The sequence below is a fragment of the Microcystis sp. M113S1 genome (assembly GCF_020246945.1).
In the GTDB taxonomy this organism is placed as follows: domain Bacteria; phylum Cyanobacteriota; class Cyanobacteriia; order Cyanobacteriales; family Microcystaceae; genus Microcystis.
On sequence record NZ_JADBSA010000250.1, the window covers coordinates 1 to 21,687 of the forward strand.

The following is a 21,687-nucleotide window of genomic DNA, read 5'->3' on the forward strand; positions in this document are numbered from 1 at the left end:
AAATGCACAGAACCTTTACCTATTCGATGGTCAAGACAAATCCCAGAAGCTTGTGAACCAAGCACAGTAACAGTCAGATTACATCCTTCTGGACGTTGGCATATCTCAATTAGATTTGATGACCCAACAATTAAGCCTCTACCAGTAATAGATAAAGCCATCGGAATTGACTTAGGAATTAGTAGCCTAGTAATTACCAGCGATGGTAACAAAGTATCTAATCCTAAGCATTTTAAAAAGCATTATCAGAGACTGCGAAGAGCATCGGAAAAGCCTTTCTAGAAAGAGGATGTCAAGACAGCCAATTACGCTTTTTTACCCCTGAAGGTAAACTTGTTCCCACCCCTGAAGAAGTAGCAGAAAAGATGACTCAGAAGTTACAATATTTAGGGATAGATTGGCGAGATTTGGCTTAAGTTTGACCTGAAATCTTGATCAAGCAAGCTGAAATGCAAATTATGAAGTAACCTGCCCAAATGCTATAGTTAGGCGTTTTTACCGCAATAATAAGCTGTTCACTATCTAAATTGCTCGTTATACTTTACAATACTAAATCTGGTTATTAAAAACTGATTATTTATGCTCCCTTTTGCATGAGTGCCTCTTGCATGAGTGCCTCTCCTGATATGTAGCCTATACTCAACGGATTTAGTATTAAGACTGCCGGGGAGAGGGGAGAAGGGAGCAGGGAGAAGGAGTTTGAGCATTTGTACTAAAACATCCAATACGCAATTTAAATGCAGTACAGCTTAAACAAAAATCGAGCTATATTTGCCAATTCTCGACATAATTTGCTCTACTCTAATAAGTAACTACATTCTTCCTAAGCCCGCAGTAGGAGGCTTTTTCGGCTAAAAAAGAAGGTAAGGTAACTATCTGAATTTTAAGTGCCTACCGATCATTTTTGGCAATATTTTATATACTAGGAATATAGAGTTGACACTCCCGTTGCCTAAAGGCGTGGGGATTCTTCATTCACGGGGAGATGCCTTGCAAAAGCAGTGCCTTTACTTGGTCTTACTCTCCCTCCAGAAGCAGTAGCGGTATGCCCTACCGCCAAAATTCGTAAACCTTCATCTCGAATATTCTTAGCAGCATTGATGTCTCTATCGTGGATTTCTCCACACTTAGGACATTGCCAACTACGAATATCTAAGCTCAAACTATCAACACGATTTAAGCAGTTACTACAAGTCTTAGAGCTAGGAAAGAATCTATCTACCTCTATATAGATTTTTCCTTCCCATTCAGCCTTGTATTTTAACATAGTACAGAATTGACCCCAACCAGCATCACTAATTGATTTGGCTAGTTTATGGTTTTTGACCATGTTTCTGACTGCCAGATTTTCTACCACTATGACTTGGTTTTTGTCAACTAATTTACGACTTAGTTTGTGCAGAAAATCTTCACGACAACGAACGATTTTAGAGTGAACTTTAGCCACTTTAACTCTAGCTTTATTTCGGTTGTTAGAGCCTTTTTGCTGGCGACTAAGTTTCTTTTGTCTCCTCGCTAATCTCTGTTCGTACTTACGATAGTATTGAGGATTCCCGTGTTTAGTCTCATCTGATGTAATAGCAAAATGGGTTAGTCCAACGTCTATCCCGACAGCTTTTCCTTCTGATGATTTTTGGGGTAAATCCTGACCATCATCATAGAGACAAGATGCGAAATATTCTCCTGATGGATTAACTGAAACCGTAACAGACTTTAAGTCTCCCTCTGGTTGCCGTGAAACTTGGCAATAGACTTCACCAATTTTAGGCAATACCAAAACATCATTTTTTAACTTACAGTGCTGAGGAAATCTAATCGACTGCCTATTTTGCTTTTTCTTGAAGTTAGGATATTTAGCTCTACCTTCAAAAAAGTTAAGGAAAGCACTAGAAAGATTTAAAGCGGCTTGCTGTAATACCTGCGATGGTACTTCGCTTAACCACTCATGCTCTTTTTTTAGGGAAGGCAGCAGCCTAATTATTTCGTCTCTGCTTAATCCTTTTCCAGTTTGCTTGTAAGTTTCAGATGTCAAGTTTAGGGCGTAATTGTAAAACCATCTAGCACAGCCAAACGACTTGGCAAGCAAAACTGATTGCTCGCTTGTCGGATAGATTCTCTGTACTTAAACGCTTTTAACATCTTGTTTACCAGACTATATTTACTATGTTAAACTATGCAAGGCTAAACTGTCAAGGATTTAATCGTGCTTTGCGGTTCTATTCTGGTCGGGGTTTCATCCCTTCAGTACGAGGATCTTCACCCCGACATCTGTGATAAATTGGGTTATGTGTGCAAAGGAGTGAGCGAGTGACGTTTAGCATAGAACCAAAAATTATCAATCCGCCCAAAAACCGTCATGATTATCAATTGTCGGAAGTAATTCGCTATCGTGCTTGGGTAGAGATCGATCGCTCGGCCCTACAACAAAACGTGCGAAAAGTCAAGGCCTTATTAGCCCCAAAAACGGAATTAATGGCGGTAATTAAAGCTGATGCTTACGGACACGGGGCAGTTAAGGTGGCTAACAGCGTTTTAGAAGCCGGAGCGCAATCTTTAGCCATCGCGACTATTGGGGAAGGTATCGAACTACGGGAAGCGGGAATCGTTGCCCCAATTATGATTTTAGGGGCAGTGAATACCCCGGAAGAAGTGGCAGCCTTAGCCCATTGGCAATTGCAGCCCACCCTGGTACAAATCGAACAGGTGCAAATTTTTGCCACCGTTATGAGACGCTTAGAGCAGCGGCTGCCGGTTCATATCAAACTAGATACGGGGATGTCTCGCTTAGGTACACCATGGCAAAACGGTACAAAATTCGTCGAACAGGTTTTAGAGGCTTCTAACCTGAAAATTGCCAGTATATACTCCCATTTTGCCACGGCTGACGATCCCAATCCCGAAATCATGCAGTTACAACGGCAAAGATTCCAACAAGCGATCGCCGAGCTAAGATCAAAAGGTTATCATCCCCCCTGTCTGCATTTAGCTAACTCTGCCGCTACTCTAAGCGATCGATCTCTGCACTACGATCGAGTTAGAGTCGGATTAGCTCTCTACGGTCTTTATCCTGCCAATCATCTCACCGATAAAGTCCCTTTGCAACCCGTCCTGCAAGTAAAAGCGCGCATTGCCCAAGTCAAAACTATTGCCGCCGGTTCGGGAGTGAGTTATGGTCATCAGTACATAGCGGCAAAAGACACTCGTATTGCTGTGGTCGGTATCGGTTACGCGGATGGAATTCCCCGCAATCTCTCCAATCGTTTAAAAGTATCCCTGAGAGGACGTTTAGTACCCCAAATCGGCGCGATAACCATGGATCAGTTAATGATTGACGTGAGCGAGATTCCGGACGTAAAAACAGGGGAAATCGTCACACTTATCGGCAAAGATGGCCCACAGTGCATTACCGCCGACGATTGGGCGCGGGATTTAGGTACGATATCCTGGGAGATTCTCTGCGGTTTTAAGCATCGTTTGCCGCGAATTACTATTAGCAATGGGTAATTATGGCGGTGATCTTAAAAAATGTCAATTGGCGGCAATTCTCACTGTTGAATGACTGGTGAGATGTGTAATTAACTTTGCTTAGGCACTTACCGTTGTCAAGTGTGATCATTGCCAGTCTAGATTAGGGGATGAATTCTCTGGCGCTTTAGGTTAGAATAAACAGGGTTAATCGACGGCAACTGATTAGTTTTACCCTAGAGGCAGCGATGACTATAAGCAACGATTTCCCCTTACCCCCCGGCAGTTTTGGATTACCCCTATTAGGAGAAACAATCGCTTTTTTGACCGATCGAGATTTTGCCAGTAAACGTCATAATAAATATGGTCAACTTTTCCGCACTCATATTTTTGGCAGTCCCACGATTATTTTATCCGGTGCCGAAGCTAACCGGTTTCTCCTCAGCAACGAGAACAAATACTTTGCGGCAACTTGGCCCAAAAGTACCAAAACTCTCCTAGGCAGCGCATCTTTAGCGGTGCATACAGGAGATGTCCACGCTTCCCGTCGTCGCTTAATCTATCAAGCTTTTCAACCCCGGTCTCTAGCAAGTTATATCCCCACGGTAGAAACAATTACCGCTCACTATTTAGAGCGTTGGCAAACTACAAAAACCCTGTCATGGTATCCTGAGTTAAGAAACTATACTCTCGATATCGCCTGTAAATTATTTGTCGGTCTTGACCAGGGTTCTGCTACCAAATTAGGAGAAGCTTTTGATACTTGGTGTGCGGGATTATTTAGCCTTCCCCTTCCCCTTCCCTGGACAGCTTTCGGCCAAGCATTACGCTGTCGAGAAGAATTACTGCAAGCGATCAAAACTATCATTTTAGAAAGACAAAAAAATGATGACCCAGGCCAAGATGCTCTTGGTATTCTTTTACAAGCTAAGGACGAAAACGGTCAAAGTTTATCCTTAGCGGAATTAAAAGATCAAGTGCTATTATTACTCTTTGCCGGTCATGAAACTTTAACCTCTGCTATCGCCACTTTCTGCCTACAAATGGCACTGCATCCCGATATTTTTCAGCTTGTCCTTGAGGAAATAACTAATTTTGATCTATCGACTCCTTTAAGCGTCGATACCCTCAAACAGATGACCTATTTAGATCGCGTTTTAAAGGAAGTTTTACGTTTTACTCCACCCGTGGGAGGAGGATTCCGTCGGGTAGTAGAAGACTGTCAATTTAACGGTTATCATTTGCCGAAAGGATGGGTGGTGCAGTATCAAATCACCAATACTCATAAAGATAATAATATTTATTCTCATCCTGAAACCTTCGATCCCGATCGCTTTTTAGCCGAGGAAAAACCCTACGGATATATCCCTTTTGGTGCGGGATTACGCGAATGTATTGGCAAAGAATTCGCTCGTTTAGAGATGAAAATTTTAGCCGTCCGTTTAGTAGAAAAATACGATTGGCAATTACTCCCCAATCAAGATCTCACCCTCACCGCTATCCCCACTCCCCATCCTCGCGACGGTTTACAAGTCACCTTTAAACCCCGATAAAAAAACTTTAAAAACAGTTTAGCGTTTTGCTCAGAGCCGTGAAATTTATTTCACGGCCTTTCGCTGGAACTAAGCTGAACAGAGGTTAATCGGCAGCGGGTAAAGCTTTCGATAATTCTTCATTTTGCTGATGATTTGGTGTATCGAATTCGAGAACTAAGTAACGAATTAAACGCGCTAGGGATTTTTGTAGCAAACCTTCAGCAATTTTTTGTCCCATCTGTTGGGTTTCGGGTTTAGCGATTAGTTTAGTCATCACTGGCACCATAGCCATGGCATCGAATCCTTTCGTTTCCTGTAAAATACTAAAGATGTTGCGAAGATGCTCAAAAGTCTTAGCATCACCTAATAATTCTGGGGGAGTTTCTTGCACCGCTAAACCCACCTGTTCCCGGAAATTAACCGTGAGATTAAACCAAGTGCGACGACCGAAGTTATCGAGAGCATTTACTAACTCATTCACTAATTTTTCGCGGATAAATATACCCCTGTCTGAAAGGAGAAAATCTAGCGCTTGATCGGTGACTTTATCGAAGTTAAAATCATTAGAATCTTTAGCATTACGCAAGAGATTTTCTAAACGATTCCAGCGAAAAGTACCGTCTTTAAACAATAAATCCCGCAGGGAATCGCGCAACTCTGTGGAAGGATCGGTGAGCAGACGTTTAGCAATATAAGGATAGGCTTTGCTAAGTACCTTAAAATTAGGATCGATGCCAATCGCTATTCCCTCTAAAGTCACCATTGAGCGAATAATCAGGGCATAATAGGCGGGAACTCGAAAGGGAAACTCATACATCATCGCCGACATTTTATCGGTGATACTTTTAAAGTTTAATTCTGCCACACTCGCCCCTAAAGCATTACCAAAAACTTCCGAAAAAGCGGGAACAATTGGCTCTAAATTGGTAGTTGGTGACAGGAAGTCTAACTTAACGTAATCCTTGGCCAAAGACTCAAAATCCCGGTTGACTAAATGCACCACCGCTTCGATTAAACCGTAGCGTTGATAGGGTTCAATATTGCTCATCATGCCGAAATCAAGATAAGCTAATTTACCGTCGGGAGTTGCTAATAAATTACCCGGATGGGGATCCGCATGGAAAAATCCGTGTTCAAGTAATTGACGCAAAGAACACTGCACCCCCACATTAACTAAGTGGGTGGCATCAATACCCTGAGCTTGAATTTCTTTGATATTAGTTAATTTTGTGCCGTCCACCCACTCCATGGTTAAAACCCGTCGCCCAGTATATTTCCAGTAGATTTTGGGGATGTAAATTTCGGCAATATGACCATAAAGTTGAGCGAATTTTTCGGCGTTTTGTCCTTCGTGAAGATAATTAATTTCTTCAAAAATCCGAGCGGCTAATTCGTCGGTAATTGCCACTAAATCGGAGCGAAGTCTTTTAATATTACCTTTCACCCAAGTCGCCAAACTACGCATGATATACACATCTAAAGTTATACAGCGAATCAAATCGGGACGCTGTACTTTAACGGCGACTCTCTCTCCGGTTTTTAATTTACCTTTGTAAACTTGTCCTAGGGAAGCGGCCGCTATGGGATTGGGGGATAATTCTGCGTAAATTTCCTCGGGAGAATAACCTAATTCTTCCTCGATAAAACGATAGGCAATTTCGTTAGGAAAAGAGGGTATTTGATCCTGGAGAGTGGTTAATTCTTCTAAATATAAAGGCGGTACTAAATCAGGCCTGGTAGAGAGAGCTTGACCGATTTTAATATAGGTCGGTCCCAATTTGGTCAACATTTCCCGCAATTGTACGGCCCGTCTAATTTCATTTTTTGGCGATTTTCCCCGCAGTTTATCCCACCAGATACCGATGACAAAAGATAAAACCGGCAGGGCAATTCCGATTAATCTCCCCAAAACGTCTAGAGGTCGCCGACGGTAATAGTCGTTAATAACTTCGGGGTGATAACGCCAACTTTCGGCTACGTTGTCATCCATAGGGCCGATATCTTCCCGATGCTCTTCGGGAATATGGATGGGCTGCACTTCAACGGTAATCGCTTCTGGGTTTTGCGTCTCTGGGGAGATCATCTGTTCGGACATAGTTCGGTGACGGGGCAGGGTGATTTGTAAACTATTGTAACAAGTATCGGCTTTCTGCCCGATCTTGTTTCTGTCTCCCTAGTTCTATGCTCAGGTTCGCCGTCAACTTTCCCCTGGTTATCCGTATTTTTGACGATTTCGAGGCTGATACTGCCCTGATTATCCTGAACGTAGGTGTCAAAAAATAGCGCGGTAATTTGGCTGGTTTCTAGGACTTTGTTAAATAAACTAGGGTCTGCTGACCGATAACTCAATTCACCGCTAATAATCAGAAGTTAAATTAGCTAAGTTAATCATTAATATTACCTCTCAAAGTATTCTACAATAGCTCTCGCTATCGATTCTGCACCATCTTTAGGCAGTTTAACCTTTAATCGTGGCGGTTGGGGGGCTTGCCGTAAAAAGTCCCAATTACCTTGAAAAAATTCTTCGCTGCTAATAATTTGATGATCACTATAATCTTGGATTCCAGCCAATAAAATCGCTGATTCGGCGAAACCTTCTCGAGTGAGGGAAACAATCGGAACCTCTAATTTTAAAGCCTCGGCAAAGGTACTATATCCCGGTTTGGAAATAATTCGATCGCACAGGGGCATAAAATCCACGGGACGATAGCTCCGATCTGGTTTATCCTGTAAGCGGACTAAATTGGGCAATTCGGGCGCGTTTTTTTCAAAAGTGATAAATTGCCAATCGGGAAAACTGGCGAGTTTATCATAGGGAATTGCTTCTAATCCTAACCCACCAAAACTCAATAAAATAGTTTTTTCTTTAGGGGCATTTAGCTTAAATTCCTGTCGCAATTGTTCTTCACTGTAGCGGGGTGTACCTCCGGTTAAACCTGCCTCGGTGACATGGGGAAATGCTGTCATTGCTTCTGCTAAAGGCAGTTTAAATAAGCGATCGCATTGATTATAACAACGACTAATCCAATCACTAATACTGGCGAATTCTTCACCCCAATCACGATAGATAAAATCCCAGCCAAAGTTACCAATCATCCAACAAGGAAGCCCCGCACTTTTGGCAATTAGTGCCGCTAAAGGCGGTAAATCGGCCACAACTAAACCGACACGATTAGTTTTAATAAAATTAACTTCACTGGCAATAATTGCCCTTGATTGAGCAATTATTTGTTCTAATTTTTCTTTAGTAGCTAATTTATCCATCGTTAAACTATCCGATTGGATTACCCCCACATCAAACCCCCGGTGTCTTTGAATATATTCTCCTGATATGTAGGAATCTAATAACCAGCGCGGAGCAGTGGTGACTAATATTGGCAAAATTTCGGGATTAAGTTCAATAACATTAGCTACTACCGAAGCAGTGCGGACAGCATGGCCAAAACCATGATTAGTAACGGCAAAATAAACAACAGGACGAGACATAAATATCAAGTAAGGTGACAATAATAAGCGAGAAATTTTGTTTTTTAGACTGTAGATAATAATTACCCTTAATTTTAGGGAGGCAAATGAGGCAGGATATAAATACTAGCAAAAGCATAATATTCCGCCTCTGGTTGACAAGCTTCTTGCAGTAAAGATAAAGCCTCCGAGTCTCCTTGTTTTGCGAAACGTAGTAATGCTAACAACTTTTTAATATATTGACTGCGATGGTTGATTAATTCTTTTCGTCCACGCAGACCATTGAGATCAAAAATATCTTCAACAATTGTACCACGTTGATCTCGACCATAAACACTGGCTAATTTTGCGATTTCATCCCAAATAAATTCCAGATGTGTATTCGGATCGGTTACTCCATCCGTGGGATCTATTAATAGAGGATTTCCCGTGATATCATCTAGAGGAAAATTTGTGCCTTTGTGATTGGCATCATTACATTTATCACAAGAAAGAAGTAAATTTTTCCAAGTAAAAGTCAGATCAGGATACTGGCTTTTTGGATAAAAATGTTCGATCGCTCCATAGGTGACAACTGTAATTTTGCTTTCACAGTAAGCACATTTGCCATTAAACATCCTGACTAATGCTTCTTTAACTTGCTGATGACGGTATTTATTTTGTGCTTGGTTAATTTGAGCTTTACTTGCCTTGTTGTTTGATTGTATTAATTCTAAAGCCTCTAGCCAACGAGCGGCATTTTTAGCTAATACGGGTGGCTCTGATATTCTCGTTACAGGAATCAAGATAAACGCTCCTCTAGTAAGGCATCAATTCGGGATTCTAAACTATCAGGTTGACTAATTTCGCTAAAGGGTTTAACTTCTTGAACAAATAATGACAGTTGTTCATATTCTTGCTTTTCTTCTGCTGCCAGATTTTTATTTTTACGATTTAGTTGGTGGTAACGCTTAATTTTATTTTCTGTATCAGTGGGATAGGTTGATTTCAAACCAAAAGCAGCACTTGTTAAAGTACGATCAACATTAGCCGCTAATTCTAAATAAGGAATTTCTACAATCTGCAATGCACCCGCTACCAGATCGATTCGTAGAGTTAAAGACTCTTCCCCCGCACCAGCAGCAATTAAAGGACTATGGGTAGCAACAAAGAATTGAAGCTTGGGAAAAACTTCCTGTAACCATCCAGCAATTTCCCTTTGCCAAGAGGGATGTAAATGAATATCTAACTCATCGATTAAGACAACTCCAGAAGCTTCTGTGGGGTTATCTAGATCGGGGAAGGATTGTAATAATCGCCAAATTAAATCCCCGGCTAAAGCAATCATACTCCGAAAACCATCAGATAAACTAATGGTTGGAACTTTTTGACCGTTAACTAGAAACTGAATCAAGCCATCGGCAGTTACTTCAGCAATTTCTACATTACCGGGTAACAGTTTAGTAATTGCTTCTTCGCCGATTTTTTTCATTTGTTTGGCTTGACTATCTTCAGGATTTTTGGCTATTCGATAATCTAAATACACCATCCATCTCTCAAAAGAACTTAAAGATGTATCCTCATGAAATTGGCTGAAAAAGTTGCTAGAGCGTTTCGGGGGTTCAAGACTAGGAATGATCACTTGACTCACTCTTGTCAAACGACGGAAAGCTCCATAACCGACGGCAAACCAACCCTTATTATCGGAGGCAAAAGCATTGGCGCGCAACCAACTTAAAACTTTGCTATTTGCTTCGATTAATGCTGGCTCTGTATAAGTTTGTTTGTCCTTACTTCCTCCCACCTCTAACCTTTCCGTGCCTGTAACAAAATAGGAATAAGAAAAACTTTGTCGATTGCCAAATTTTCCCGTATCCCCCTCTTCTTGATGAAGCACTGCGGTTAATTTACCCGGTGTTTTAGGATTACATATCCAACCAGTCGGACGTGGTAATAATTCTTTGGCTGCTTCTGGTCCCGCGAGCAGCAAAGCTAAAGCCTGTAGAATCGTGCTTTTTCCTACTCCATTTTCTCCTAATAAAGTGATCCAATGGTAAGGTCTAGCTCGCCAACGACGTTGATTATTAGGATTACTAATAAATTTAATCTCTTGATTCTGGAAGCATTTAATGTTTTCGAGTTTTATACTTTCAACCCACATCGACATTCCCCCAGAGAATAACAGCGATCGATAAAATTCTAGCTTATCTGGCCACATCTAGCCCTTTTTGGCCTTCATCTCTAAATCAAGTAAAAAACCCTCTCTTCGCAGAGAGGGTGAATTAGATTTAGGAATTTTCCTCTAATCCAAAGACGCGATTAAAAGCTTTCAAGACTTTATAACCAGAATCGATCGATTCTAGCGGATCTTTCCGCAAACGGTGACGTAAACAGAGAACAATTACCCGACGGATATCATCTACCGTCACAGTTGTCCGTCCTTCCAAAGCGGCCAGAGCTTTAGCGGCGCGATTGGTAACGATATCGCCGCGCAATCCATCCACGTCCAACTCGGAACAAACCTCGGAAATTTTCACCCGCAGATCATAATCAAGCTCCACAGAAGGCAAAAGATTCTGGGCCTCCACTAGCTTTCTTTGCAGTTCTTCCTGTTCTAAGTTATATTTCTCTAAAAACGAGATCGGATTGCCATCAAATTCCGCACGCTGTTCCACGATTTTGACCCGTAGAGGTGGTTCTTTGACGGTGTGAATCTCGGCGTGCATTCCGAAGCGATCGAGCAGTTGTGGGCGCAATTCTCCCTCTTCTGGGTTGCCCGATCCCACCAAAACAAACCGGGCCGGGTGACGGATGGAAATTCCTTCCCGTTCCACCGTATTCCAACCACTAGCGGCCGAATCCAATAGCACATCGACGAGGTGATCGTCAAGTAAATTGACTTCATCCACATAGAGAATGCCGCGGTTAGCTTTGGCCAGCAAACCCGGTTCAAAAGCTTTTACCCCTTCTGACAGGGCCTTTTCGATGTCAATTGTGCCACAGACCCGATCCTCCGTCGCACCGAGGGGCAGATCTACCATAGTGACTTTTTTCTTGGCAATGGCCAACGGGATGGCCTCGTCCACCCTTTGCCGCACCTCATCGCTCATTAAATCGGGATCATTGGGGTCAGAATTAAAGGGATCGTTAGCAACTACGTCAATTTCTGGTAAAAGGTCAGCTAAAGCCCTAATTGTGGTGGATTTTCCCGTACCTCGATCCCCCATAATCATCACCCCGCCAATTTTGGGGTCGATGACGTTGAGCATTAGGGATAATTTCATTTCTTCCTGGCCGACAATAGCGGTGAAGGGAAAAACCACGCGGCGAGTTTTCGGAGGAGCTTGGGGAGTCACGGTCATAAGTGGATTCAAAAGTCAATAGTTTTTGAGTAAAGAATTATATCTAGTGGGGGTTCTAGCCGTCAGCTTTCAGCAAAGCTTTATTATTGTAAGTCTTTTTTCCTGCTTTTTAAGATCCAGCGCCAGAGGGGATGACCCGGCCCTTTGGCCCGAATTTTCCGCACCTGTTGCTCTAAGCGCAGTTTTTCTCTGGGGGAAAGTCCTAAAATAATATTGCGACTTTGCCAGACTAACACTGCTCCTGTAATGGCAACACAAAAGGCTAGACCGATAGAAGCCCAGTAATTGAAAGCTAAAGCATATCTCACGGCTGTCCAAGTAAAATATTGCCGCATTAAAGCTATATCGTCCCATAAAACCCATAAACTCGCCGAACCAATCACTAACCAACAACCCAACACGAATAACCAACGACCCCATACCGTCAGTCGATGTAATCTTTGGACTTGTTGCTGTAGTTCAGAATCGGCCATTTCAGTAATCAGTGAGCAGTAATCAGTGGAGGTGTGGGGTGATGGGGTGTGGGGTGTGGGGTGTGGGGTGTGGGGTGTGGGGTGATGGGGTGATGGGGTGATGGGGTGATGGGGAGAATCAATAAAGGTAGTCTATTGACAACTGCTCACTGATTACCACTGTCCACTGAAAACTCAAATCTGATAACTGATAACTGATAACTGATAACTGAATTATCCCTTGACAATTGCCCCAAAATCTGCTAGGACTCGGGCGTGATTTCGCAGTAAACCCAACAGATTTAAACGATTGCGACGGACAGATTCTTTTTCTGCCATGACTAACACACTATTTTCGCCATCAAAAAAGTCAGCCACCAGGGGAGAAATTGCTGTTAAAGCAGTGACAAGACGCTGATAATCTCTTTGCTCTCTTGCGCTGATAGTTTCGGGAATTAGGGCAATTAAAGCGTCATAAAATGCTGGTTCCGAGGATTGTTCAAATAACTTCGTATCGATGATTCCCTTGGTTTCTAGGGTAGTTGTATCTAAATCTCCTTTTTGTGCCAAACGGGTCGAGCGATTGACGGTTTCATAGATGTTGGCTAACTGACCATCCTGACGAATTTGGGATAAAAAGCGAGCGCGTTCACGGGTATCTAATAAATTTTCCAAAGCGCGAGACTTATACTCTGGATCGTTTTCCCCTAAAACTGCATTAACGAGATCGTAATCTATCCTCAAATCATCAATTAAGAGAGTTTGCAGACGTTGTAAAAAGAAATCTTTAATCAGATTGACCGGGTTGGGTTTATCGGGATGACTGGTGACAAAATCCTGAGCTATTTGCTCAATTAATGCCAAAAGATTGATATTAAAATCGGCTGACCAGATAATACTAATTATTGCATTGGCAGCCCGACGGAGAGCGAAGGGATCTGAGGAACCAGTGGGCAGCATTCCCAGTCCAAAAATACCGACTAAAGTATCTAAGCGATCGGCAATTCCCACCACTTGACCGGTGATTGTTTCCGGGAGTATATCCCCAGCATTGCGAGGCAGATAATGTTCAAAAATGCCCCGAGCAACTACAGCTGATTCACCGCTAATTAAAGCATATTTTTCGGCCATTACTCCCTGTAATTCGGGGAATTCGTAAACCATTTGGGTAACTAAATCCGCTTTACAAAGCATGGCAGTGGACTCTATATCACTGCGACTTTGTTCATCGAGATTTAACTGTTCGACGATCATCTGGGCAATTTCCATAATCCGATCGACTTTATCGCGCATGGTTCCCAATTCTTCTTGGAAAGTGACGGTTTCCAGTTGGGGAAGGAAACTATCTAAGGGTTCATCACAATCGGCAGTATAGAAAAATCTGGCATCCGCTAACCGCGCGCGGATAACCCTTTCATTTCCTGCGGAGATAATCTCAGATTTCTGGGGATCACCATTGGAAATAGTAATAAAATAGGGGGACAAACCCTGGGGAGTTTTGACCGGGAAATAACGCTGGTGTGTCACCATCACAGTGATAATTACTTCTGAGGGTAATTCCAGAAATTCATCGTCAAATTTGCCGACAATTGCCGTGGGATATTCGACTAAGTTGGTCACTTCTGCTAATAAATCTGCGGGAATTTCTGCCACTCCCTCCAGTGTTTTGGCCAGGGTGGTAATCTGATCGGTAATTATCTGTTGACGCACTTGCGGATCCGCTTCCACAAAAATCGATCGCAAACTGGTTAAATATGCCTGGGGATGACTAATGGCTAGGGATTGCGGGTGTAGAATGCGATGACCAAAAGTTAATCGAGCGCTGGTTAAAGTGGTAGAGCCATTAATTAATTCTAGGGGTAAAACTTCCCCATCAACTAAAGTTAATAACCAACGAATTGGCCGGGGAAATCTTAAGTCTCCATCTCCCCAACGCATAAAACGTCTTCCTTCCAAACGGGTAATCCATTGGGGAATTAATTCAGTTAAAATCTCGGCTGTTTGACGACCTGGAATCGTTTTTTCAATATAGACAAATTCTCCTTTGTCTGTGGCGCGAATTGAGAAAGCATCGGTGCTGACTCCCTGTTTTCGAGCAAAACCCTCACCAGCGGGGGTAATTTTGCCATTTTTGTAGGCGGCACTAACTGGCGGTCCTTTTATCTCCTCGCTGCGAGCTTCTTGATCCGTCGGTAATCCTGTGATTAACACGGCCAAACGGCGCGGGGTTCCGTAAACTTGAATAGCAGTCGCATCTAGAGATTCCGTCTCTAAACTCTTGCTAACTCTTTCCTGCAATTGTGCGATTGCGCTATCGACAAAATCTGCGGGTAGTTCTTCTGTACCGACTTCCAGTAAAAAATCCATCTGATTGATTGGCCGTGTTTATGCTTCACCGATCATCTAGGCTATCACAGAAGCCGTGTCCTTAGTTTTTGAGCAGCTGTACTGCATTTAAACTGCATATTGGAAATTTTAGTACAAATGCTCAAACTTCCTCGACCTAGCTCTGGCGCTGCCCACTCTCCTATCCCTTTTAAACAGTATGTTAGTATAACTATATGGCGATACAATTGCATTAGCTTGGCTAAAGGTACAAAGTTGCTATCATATTTTATCTGTTATGTCAATAAAGTTATGAAACGATTTCTATTATTATTTTGTGTTCTCGTGAGTTTTTTGCTGTTTATCAGCTTTGAGATTGATTTTTCCTTGTCTGCACTAGCTCTAACTCGACAACAGCTAGAAGGGCCGGGGCAGCTGTTGTATCAATCCCGTCATAGTTTGCGCGATGATACAGGTAGTGCTTGGCAGGTGGTGTTGTTCAAACGAATTAAGGATGAGGAAACCCTAGAAATTAGTTTGCGCTTGGTGGGATTTCCTGAAGGGATTGAGTTTCTGCATGGAGAAAGATTGACGATAACGACAGCTAAAGGCGAAATTTTAGCGGCTAAGGATGCTTTTGCCGAAAAATCACCAGCAGCTAACGTCGGTCAATACGAGATGCAGGATATCTTACCGCAGCTACCCGTTACTGAAGCGATCGAACTTTCCCTACCCCTAGAGGCTCCCCGTCAACTTAACATCCCGATTCCTGTACTTTTAGAATGGCAAAGTCTGCTTTTTTCGGCAAATGTTCGACTTTTTGGGTTAGGGTGAAAGATGCAGCAAATTGGAATCAGCGACGATGGGAAAGATTAATTTATTAGTCAGTGCCACCTCTGAGGATTGGATAGAACAGGCAATTAATAATTTAGGGATTATTCTGCTCGATCATTCCCATTGTGAGCGAAAAGCGGCAGGAGTGGCCTTAAATCTCATGTTTCGTTATCCTTCCTACGCTTCCCTCGTGCGGAAATTAACAGCGATCGCACAAGAGGAATTAGAACATTTTGAACAGGTAAATCAATGGTTAGATAAATGGGGAATTCCCCTTGCTCCCTTGAATTCTCCGCCTTATGGTGCTAAATTAAAGGCGCAGATTCGTCACCAAGAACCCGATCGCCTTTTGGATTCTCTGTTAATATCAGCTTTAATCGAGGCGCGTTCCCACGAAAGATTGGGTTTATTGGGAGAATATTGTCCTGATCCCGATTTAGGCAAATTTTATCGCAGTCTCATGGCTTCCGAAGCGCGTCATTATGGTATTTATTGGCTATTAGCAGCGGATTATTTTGAACGTACAGTGATCGAGCAACGCTTAGAAATCCTAGGGGCGATCGAAAGTGAGATTCTCACTACTCTGCACCCGGAACCTCGTATTCATAGTTGATTGCACTAATAGGGACAAACCCTATCTAAATTACTCGTTCAACTCAATTTCTCTCTTAGAAAAGGGTAAATCTTGATTAATTGCCTCAATTTCTTCCTGTTCCATTTGATTGATTTCCTGGATATAATTGCGGAGAATTTGAGTCATTTTGCCATGATAAAAACGGTGTAAACTGTGATTAGCAGTAGCGGGAAAACCCCGTCTTTTTTTATGTTGTCCTCCCGCACCGGGGTCAAACATGGTAATACCTTGACTAATTGCCCAATCGATCGGTTGATAGTAACAAGCTTCAAAATGTAAACAGTCGTACTCTTGAAAACTGCCCCAGTAACGACCATAAAGATTAGTATCTTTGCGAATACAAAAAGATAAACCCACCGGTTTAGTATCCTTTTCATTTTGGTAGGCAGTAATCAAAACCACTCGCTGACGATAATTCGGATATAATTGTTCAAAAAATTTCTGTGTCAGGTATTTACTTCCCCAGTAAAATTTATCACAGGTACTGCTATAAAACCGATAAATTAACGGGAATAAATGATGGGGAATTTCTTCAGCAGCCAGAGTTTTAATAATTAACCCCGCATTAGTCACTGCTTTCCGTTCCCGTTTAATATTGCGGCGTTGATTAGCATTAAAAACCGTCAGATAATCTTCAAAACTTTGAAAACCTTTGTTATTCCAAATATAACTATGGTGTAACCAGGGAGTAAAGCCAAAATTTTCCATTAAAATTCGCCATTGGGGATCGACAAAAAGAAAATGACAACCCGACAGATGATTTTGGTCACAAAAATGATCGATCGCCGCTATCATTAAAGCAGTAATCTCCAGTTCATTTTCCCCCGGAGCAATTAAAAAACGATAACCCACCGCAGGAGTAAAAGGGGTCATTCCTAACAGTTTCGGATAGTATCTAATCCCCAAACGATGGGAAAGATCGGCCCATTGATGGTCAAAGACAAATTCACCGTAACTATGACTTTTAATATACAAAGGAGCGGCGGCAATTAACTCAGTACCGCGCCAAACTGTTAGATGAGCAGGTTGCCACCCCGCGCGTCCCGTGGCGCTGCCGGAAGTTTCGATATTATGTAACCATTCCCACTCTAGAAAGGGAGTAGTTAGGGGTTGAGCGAGAGCATCCCATTTTTGTTGGGGAATCTCACTCATTTTATCAATCCAAACGACAGAATATTGGGGTTTAAGCTGTTCTACCATGGGACAAGATAAGTCAACCTTTTTATTTAAGGTAATCTAGTTTTGAGATTTATGGGACTGCCGTTCAAGGGAATAATGTAAAAAAATTTCTTCTTCCACGGTTTCCACGCTCAAAAGTCGCAATTTTCTGGCATAATCAGCCATAAATCCAGTTCCCCCCAGGGGAGTTGCCGCTTTATTGCCTCCTAACAGCAACGGACAAATAGTTAGATGGATTTCATCGATTAAATCTTCAGCTAAAAGAGAGGCAATTAATTCACCTCCTCCCAGAATCGCCAGCTTTTTAAGACCTAAAACCGTAAATTGACTAAAAATAGGCTTCCAATCACCGCAGACTAAGACAAGCTCAAATAAACCCCGATTTTCCCATGCTGCCACTTTTTCTGCTGCCGTGATTAACCAGCGAGGGAAAGGCTGCTGAAAAAATTTCATCCGGGGGTCAAGCTGACCTGAATGAGAACAAACGATCTGTATCGGCTGCGGAGATAATCCCCGTTGTTGACGGTATGCGAGAAAATCGGGATGACGAATAGGAAGACTGGTGTGATAAGCGCGCAGGGTGTTAGCACCGAATAAAGCGGCATCCATGCGCGATAAATGTTGTTCTAGACGCATTTTATCGGTAGCCGAAGCAAATCTGGCCGCCGATTGGTAGGCGTCGGCAATTTTACCATCGGCACTCATGGCTAAAATAACGGTGGTGTGAGGACGATTCATGGCAAATGATCGGGGATATCACCCGGTCCGATTGGTGAATAGGCTAGTATAGTCTAGAGTTTGATAGCAAGAATCAAACCGATTTCTGCCCATGTCTATCGGTCAATCCTCCTTTCGTCGTATTCTGCTCTCTCGCTTACTCCTAGTCAGTGTACCTGTACTACTAATGGGAGTTTATGTTACCTATCGTAAGGCGCGATCGGCTTTTTTGGAAACGGCCCGTCAAAATCTCACCGAAAGTGCCATCAGAAAAGCAGACAATATTGAGCAATCAATTCAATTTTTGCAGGCTAATCTTATCACTGCGGGGGAAAGTCTGGTTTTAAAACAGGGAACCTTAGCCGAAAAAGAAGCTTTTTTACAACAATTCACGGCACGGCTTCCTAATCAGATTAACTGTGTGAAATTAATTGATATTAAGATCAAGAAACCTTTATTAAATCGAGCCTGTGAGCCAGAAATTATCAAAGTTTTGACCCTAGAAAGATGGACAAAAAAAAATAGCTTTGCTGGTAATATCGAAAATATTTTAGTTAAAAGTTTACCCCGACAATTTCTAACCAAATCTCCCAATAATAATCGTCAATTAGAATTAGTTTTTGCCGTTCCCATCTACGATAATCAAGGACAATTACAATCTAGTCTGATTCTGCAAGCTTCTCTACTTTACGGTGAGAAGGTTTTACCCGGTTCTTTGTCAGGTTATCCCGTGGTTATTTCTGAAAATGGCATTATTCTCGCTCATCCCTATTTTCGTCGCATTGGTAGGCATATCAGTCAAGAAGCTGATGCTGAACGCTTAAATAGTATTATCAATAATGCTATCCGAGGAAAACAAAATTTCTTGCATTTATTTTCTTTCGAGAAAGATGGCAAAGAATTAGTCGCTGGTTATAGTTCCCTCCCCAGTCCAGTTACGGGAGAATCATCCCAAAAATGGATAGTTTTAGCCATTAGTCCCCTCTCCCAAGCTCTGGCTCCTCTGCAACAAATTTGGGAGGCAATTTTTTATCTGATTTCTGGTTTATTATTAGCTTATTTAGTAGCTATTATACTGATCACTAGGGATTTAGCCATACCTTTAGAAAAACTACGAGATTATGCCTTAAATATTCAGAAAATTCCTTCACAAAATATTACACCACAGAACTTTAATATTCGAGAAATTAATCAGTTAGCCTCGGCCTTAGAGGAAATGCTCGAACGTTTACGCCTTTGGGGAGAGGAAATAGTTAAGAGTCGGCAAGAAGCGGAAAATGCTAATCAATTAAAAAACCAATTTTTGGCGAATACTTCCCACGAATTACGCACCCCTCTCAATGGTATTATTGGCTCAATTCGTTGCGTTATGGATGGATTTTGTAATAGTGAGCAGGAGGAAAAAGAATATCTGCAACAAGCGGATAATGCAGCTGTACATCTTTTGGAAATTATTGATGATATTCTCAGTATTGCTAAAATAGAAGCGGGCAAACTTTCTGTTAATCCTGAACCAGTAGATTTACACCAAATTATCAATGAAGTTATTAATTTACAAACAGCATCGCTGCAACGTAAGCACTTAAAATTCAATCTACTTTTTTGTCCAGAAATTCCTATAGTCTGTGCTGATACCACTAAATTAAAACAGGTAATTTTGAATGTTATTTCTAACTCAATTAAATTTACTGATACAGGCACAATTTCTTTGATAACTCACTTAGAACATCCACAGGCTATTATTACTATAATCGATACAGGAATCGGTATAGACCCCCAGCAACAATCAAAATTATTTCGCCCTTTTGTGATGATTGATGGTTCCACAACCAGAAAATTTAGCGGTACGGGTTTGGGATTAGCTATTTCTAAGAATTTGATGAAAATGATGGGGGGAGATATTACTATCTCTAGTCAAGGTCAAGGTTTAGGAACAACTGTGGAAATTATTCTTCCTCTAGTGGGGGAAAGAAAGCTTGATTCTACCCCAGAGGAAACCTCATCTTTGCCGATTATTACCTCTCTTAAAAGCTAAAATATCTCTATTTAATTTCTGTAATTTATGAGAAATTTAGTTTATAATTCCTCTAAACTTTCCACAGGCAAATTAACCACCTGATAAGCACCAAAAACCTCGATTGCATCAGTATAATTGGTTAATTCTTCTAAAGTTGCCGCGATTAAATGCTGTTGATCTGGATTAATTTCTAGATCGATAAAAAATATGTATTCCCCTAAAGATATTTTAGTTGGTCGCGATTCGATCCGAGATAAATTAAGCTGACGTTTGGCAAAAACTTCTAAGGGTTTGACTAAAGCTCCGGGTTGATCTAAAACCTGAAAAGCGAGGGACATTCGCTCACCTTGGGGATGGGAAGTTAAAGCCATTATCCAAAAACGGGTACAATTATCGGGATAATCATTAATTGGTTGTATTAATATTGGTACATTATAGAGTTTTGCCGCCCGGGGAGAAGCAATCGCGGCCGAATTACCCTCTCGATCGAGAATTTGAATCGCTTCTGTGGTAGAATTGGTGGGAATAATTGGCACGGTAGGTAAATTGTTTTCTAGCCATTTTTGACATTGGGCTAAAGCTTGGGGATGGGAATAAACGGTTTTAATTTCTGTTAGCGATTGTCTAGGAGATAGAAGTGCATGGGAAATCGGTAAAACTAATTCTTGTTGAATCTGTAACCCGGGTAATTGCCATAAAGCATCAAGAGTCATTACCACACTTCCTTCGGTGGAATTTTCCACCGGGACCACTGCTAAATCGGCCTGATTTTGGACAACCGCTCCCAGGGCCAAGGCAATGCTAGGATAGGGTATTAATTGACGAGGCTGGGGTGGTAAACTATTAGCATAGGCTAAAGCGGCTGTTTCTGAATAGGTTCCCACCGGGCCCAGATAAGCGATCTTTACAGTCATTTAGATTATCCCCGCAAGCAATTTTTTCTAGCTATTACAGCCTTTTTCATAAATATCAAGTATAACCTAATTTGGTATTGACTCCTATCTCCTATCTGCTGGATTCTGCTATAATCATGTCAAGTCAGCTTCACTTTGTTTGATGGTCAATTGACTGATTTTTTGGCGAGTTTCCTCGATGGTTAACCCTTGGGCTAAATCCCCCAATTCTTTGAGAAGATCATTAGTTAAGGAGAGAGATATTTGGCTATCCTGACCCGATAAATAGACAACTTTGGCTAATTCGGCCAGTTTAACTTTTTTGCTGGTGCGATTTTGGTAACTGACCGAAAACCCGTTAATCTCCGCAGACTCTTGCTGGATAATTGCCGACTTTAAACGTTCCTTGAGATGTTCCATCTCTGTATCTAAAATCCTCCATTGCTGGTAAATTTCCCAATAACGATTAGTTAATCTTTTCAGATTCTCACCCGCAGGATCGGGAGTAATTAAATGGGAAAGCTGCAAAAGACGATGATGGATTTGGGCCGTATATACAGGGTCTTTTTGTGCATATTCTAGCTGGGCCGCGGTTAAAGGTCTTTTGCCCCAATTCCCCCCCTGTTCACTTTTATCAATAGCGGGAAAATGACAAAGACATTCAGCCACGGTTTTTAGTTGATAATTGGGTGGCTCTTCGGTAATTGTTATGCAAATAATTAACTGAAAATAAAATTAGATAAGAGAGCCTACGCCCAAAAGTAGCTGAAATTCATATAAAGAAGGACTTAAGGCACAAATAGGTTAATACCAAAAGATAGACAATTGAG

At 41.9% G+C, this 21,687-nt stretch carries 16 protein-coding genes and 2 pseudogenes; 6 read left to right on the forward strand and 12 right to left on the reverse strand.

Annotated features, from left to right (window positions below; translation table 11 throughout):
• Nucleotides 1–289 (forward strand): annotated as a pseudogene (locus tag IM319_RS12475) (transposase); the annotation flags it as partial.
• A 663-nt stretch (nucleotides 290–952) separates the two neighbouring features.
• On the opposite strand, the pseudogene tnpB reads toward IM319_RS12475, so the two are convergent.
• A pseudogene (tnpB, locus tag IM319_RS12480) lies at nucleotides 953–2,139 on the reverse strand (IS200/IS605 family element RNA-guided endonuclease TnpB).
• Nucleotides 2,140–2,307: 168 nt separating this feature from the next.
• Between tnpB and alr the strand changes: the two are divergent.
• Nucleotides 2,308–3,504: an alanine racemase gene (alr, locus tag IM319_RS12485; RefSeq protein WP_287676307.1), complete on the forward strand. Its 1,197-nt coding sequence runs from the start codon at nucleotides 2,308–2,310 to the stop codon at nucleotides 3,502–3,504.
• 209 nt (nucleotides 3,505–3,713) lie between these two features.
• A complete protein-coding gene (locus IM319_RS12490) occupies nucleotides 3,714–5,018 on the forward strand; it encodes a cytochrome P450 (RefSeq protein ID WP_287735814.1) in 1,305 nt (434 codons plus the stop codon).
• 85 nt (nucleotides 5,019–5,103) lie between these two features.
• Here IM319_RS12490 and IM319_RS12495 read toward each other — a convergent pair whose 3' ends face one another.
• From IM319_RS12495 to glyS, 7 genes are all read right to left on the reverse strand, one after another.
• Nucleotides 5,104–7,095, reverse strand: a complete 1,992-nt coding sequence (locus tag IM319_RS12495; protein ID WP_287735815.1) for an ABC1 kinase family protein — start codon at nucleotides 7,093–7,095, stop codon at nucleotides 5,104–5,106.
• Nucleotides 7,096–7,397: 302 nt separating this feature from the next.
• Nucleotides 7,398–8,486: a glycosyl transferase gene (locus tag IM319_RS12500; protein ID WP_287735816.1), complete on the reverse strand. Its 1,089-nt coding sequence runs from the start codon at nucleotides 8,484–8,486 to the stop codon at nucleotides 7,398–7,400.
• A 74-nt stretch (nucleotides 8,487–8,560) separates the two neighbouring features.
• Nucleotides 8,561–9,250, reverse strand: coding sequence for a retron system putative HNH endonuclease (locus IM319_RS12505; RefSeq protein WP_287735817.1), 690 nt, complete (start codon nucleotides 9,248–9,250; stop codon nucleotides 8,561–8,563).
• A complete protein-coding gene (locus IM319_RS12510; protein WP_287735818.1) occupies nucleotides 9,247–10,662 on the reverse strand; it encodes an AAA family ATPase in 1,416 nt (471 codons plus the stop codon). The genes IM319_RS12505 and IM319_RS12510 overlap by 4 nt, the downstream gene beginning before the upstream one ends.
• 70 nt (nucleotides 10,663–10,732) lie before the next feature.
• Complete coding sequence (bchI, locus tag IM319_RS12515; RefSeq protein WP_287675921.1) at nucleotides 10,733–11,806, reverse strand: magnesium chelatase ATPase subunit I; 1,074 nt, start codon at nucleotides 11,804–11,806, stop codon at nucleotides 10,733–10,735.
• An 83-nt stretch (nucleotides 11,807–11,889) separates the two neighbouring features.
• Nucleotides 11,890–12,279: a hypothetical protein gene (locus tag IM319_RS12520; RefSeq protein WP_286826903.1), complete on the reverse strand. Its 390-nt coding sequence runs from the start codon at nucleotides 12,277–12,279 to the stop codon at nucleotides 11,890–11,892.
• Nucleotides 12,280–12,492: 213 nt separating this feature from the next.
• Nucleotides 12,493–14,625 carry a glycine--tRNA ligase subunit beta gene (glyS, locus tag IM319_RS12525; RefSeq protein ID WP_287735819.1) on the reverse strand — a complete coding sequence of 711 codons (2,133 nt, stop codon included), beginning with the start codon at nucleotides 14,623–14,625 and terminating at the stop codon, nucleotides 12,493–12,495.
• 270 nt (nucleotides 14,626–14,895) lie between these two features.
• Here glyS and IM319_RS12530 point away from each other — a divergent pair, with 270 nt between their 5' ends.
• Together IM319_RS12530 and IM319_RS12535 are read left to right on the forward strand one after the other, a co-directional pair.
• Complete coding sequence (locus IM319_RS12530) at nucleotides 14,896–15,417, forward strand: DUF3122 domain-containing protein (RefSeq protein ID WP_287735820.1); 522 nt, start codon at nucleotides 14,896–14,898, stop codon at nucleotides 15,415–15,417.
• Between the two features lie 28 nt (nucleotides 15,418–15,445).
• Nucleotides 15,446–16,030 carry a tRNA-(ms[2]io[6]A)-hydroxylase gene (locus tag IM319_RS12535; protein ID WP_287735823.1) on the forward strand — a complete coding sequence of 195 codons (585 nt, stop codon included), beginning with the start codon at nucleotides 15,446–15,448 and terminating at the stop codon, nucleotides 16,028–16,030.
• Nucleotides 16,031–16,060: 30 nt separating this feature from the next.
• Here IM319_RS12535 and IM319_RS12540 read toward each other — a convergent pair whose 3' ends face one another.
• Both IM319_RS12540 and IM319_RS12545 read right to left on the reverse strand, forming a co-directional pair.
• The gene (locus tag IM319_RS12540) at nucleotides 16,061–17,251 is read right to left on the reverse strand and encodes a GNAT family N-acetyltransferase (protein WP_287079058.1); all 1,191 of its coding nucleotides are present in this window, start codon (nucleotides 17,249–17,251) and stop codon (nucleotides 16,061–16,063) included.
• A 36-nt stretch (nucleotides 17,252–17,287) separates the two neighbouring features.
• Nucleotides 17,288–17,968, reverse strand: coding sequence for a RibD family protein (locus IM319_RS12545; protein ID WP_287687785.1), 681 nt, complete (start codon nucleotides 17,966–17,968; stop codon nucleotides 17,288–17,290).
• 91 nt (nucleotides 17,969–18,059) lie between these two features.
• On the opposite strand from IM319_RS12545, the gene IM319_RS12550 reads away from it, so the two are divergent.
• A complete protein-coding gene (locus IM319_RS12550; protein WP_287735821.1) occupies nucleotides 18,060–19,982 on the forward strand; it encodes a sensor histidine kinase in 1,923 nt (640 codons plus the stop codon).
• Between the two features lie 41 nt (nucleotides 19,983–20,023).
• Here IM319_RS12550 and pheA read toward each other — a convergent pair whose 3' ends face one another.
• Together pheA and IM319_RS12560 are read right to left on the reverse strand one after the other, a co-directional pair.
• Nucleotides 20,024–20,878, reverse strand: coding sequence for a prephenate dehydratase (gene pheA / locus IM319_RS12555; RefSeq protein WP_287735822.1), 855 nt, complete (start codon nucleotides 20,876–20,878; stop codon nucleotides 20,024–20,026).
• A 114-nt stretch (nucleotides 20,879–20,992) separates the two neighbouring features.
• A complete protein-coding gene (locus IM319_RS12560) occupies nucleotides 20,993–21,577 on the reverse strand; it encodes a hypothetical protein (RefSeq protein WP_353857201.1) in 585 nt (194 codons plus the stop codon).
• Between the last annotated feature and the right edge of the window lie 110 nt (nucleotides 21,578–21,687).

Bases quoted from the DNA above. Each gene is read 5' to 3' on its own strand.
- IM319_RS12495 (WP_287735815.1), bottom strand. From the start codon at position 7,095: ATGTCCGAACAGATGATCTCCCCAGAGACGCAAAACCCAGAAGCGATT.
- IM319_RS12550 (WP_287735821.1), top strand. From the start codon at position 18,060: ATGTCTATCGGTCAATCCTCCTTTCGTCGTATTCTGCTCTCTCGCTTA.
- bchI (WP_287675921.1), bottom strand. From the start codon at position 11,806: ATGACCGTGACTCCCCAAGCTCCTCCGAAAACTCGCCGCGTGGTTTTT.
- IM319_RS12540 (WP_287079058.1), bottom strand. From the start codon at position 17,251: ATGGTAGAACAGCTTAAACCCCAATATTCTGTCGTTTGGATTGATAAA.
- glyS (WP_287735819.1), bottom strand. From the start codon at position 14,625: ATGGATTTTTTACTGGAAGTCGGTACAGAAGAACTACCCGCAGATTTT.
- pheA (WP_287735822.1), bottom strand. From the start codon at position 20,878: ATGACTGTAAAGATCGCTTATCTGGGCCCGGTGGGAACCTATTCAGAA.
- IM319_RS12510 (WP_287735818.1), bottom strand. From the start codon at position 10,662: ATGTGGCCAGATAAGCTAGAATTTTATCGATCGCTGTTATTCTCTGGG.
- IM319_RS12520 (WP_286826903.1), bottom strand. From the start codon at position 12,279: ATGGCCGATTCTGAACTACAGCAACAAGTCCAAAGATTACATCGACTG.
- IM319_RS12500 (WP_287735816.1), bottom strand. From the start codon at position 8,486: ATGTCTCGTCCTGTTGTTTATTTTGCCGTTACTAATCATGGTTTTGGC.
- IM319_RS12490 (WP_287735814.1), top strand. From the start codon at position 3,714: ATGACTATAAGCAACGATTTCCCCTTACCCCCCGGCAGTTTTGGATTA.
- IM319_RS12535 (WP_287735823.1), top strand. From the start codon at position 15,446: ATGGGAAAGATTAATTTATTAGTCAGTGCCACCTCTGAGGATTGGATA.
- IM319_RS12545 (WP_287687785.1), bottom strand. From the start codon at position 17,968: ATGAATCGTCCTCACACCACCGTTATTTTAGCCATGAGTGCCGATGGT.
- IM319_RS12530 (WP_287735820.1), top strand. From the start codon at position 14,896: ATGAAACGATTTCTATTATTATTTTGTGTTCTCGTGAGTTTTTTGCTG.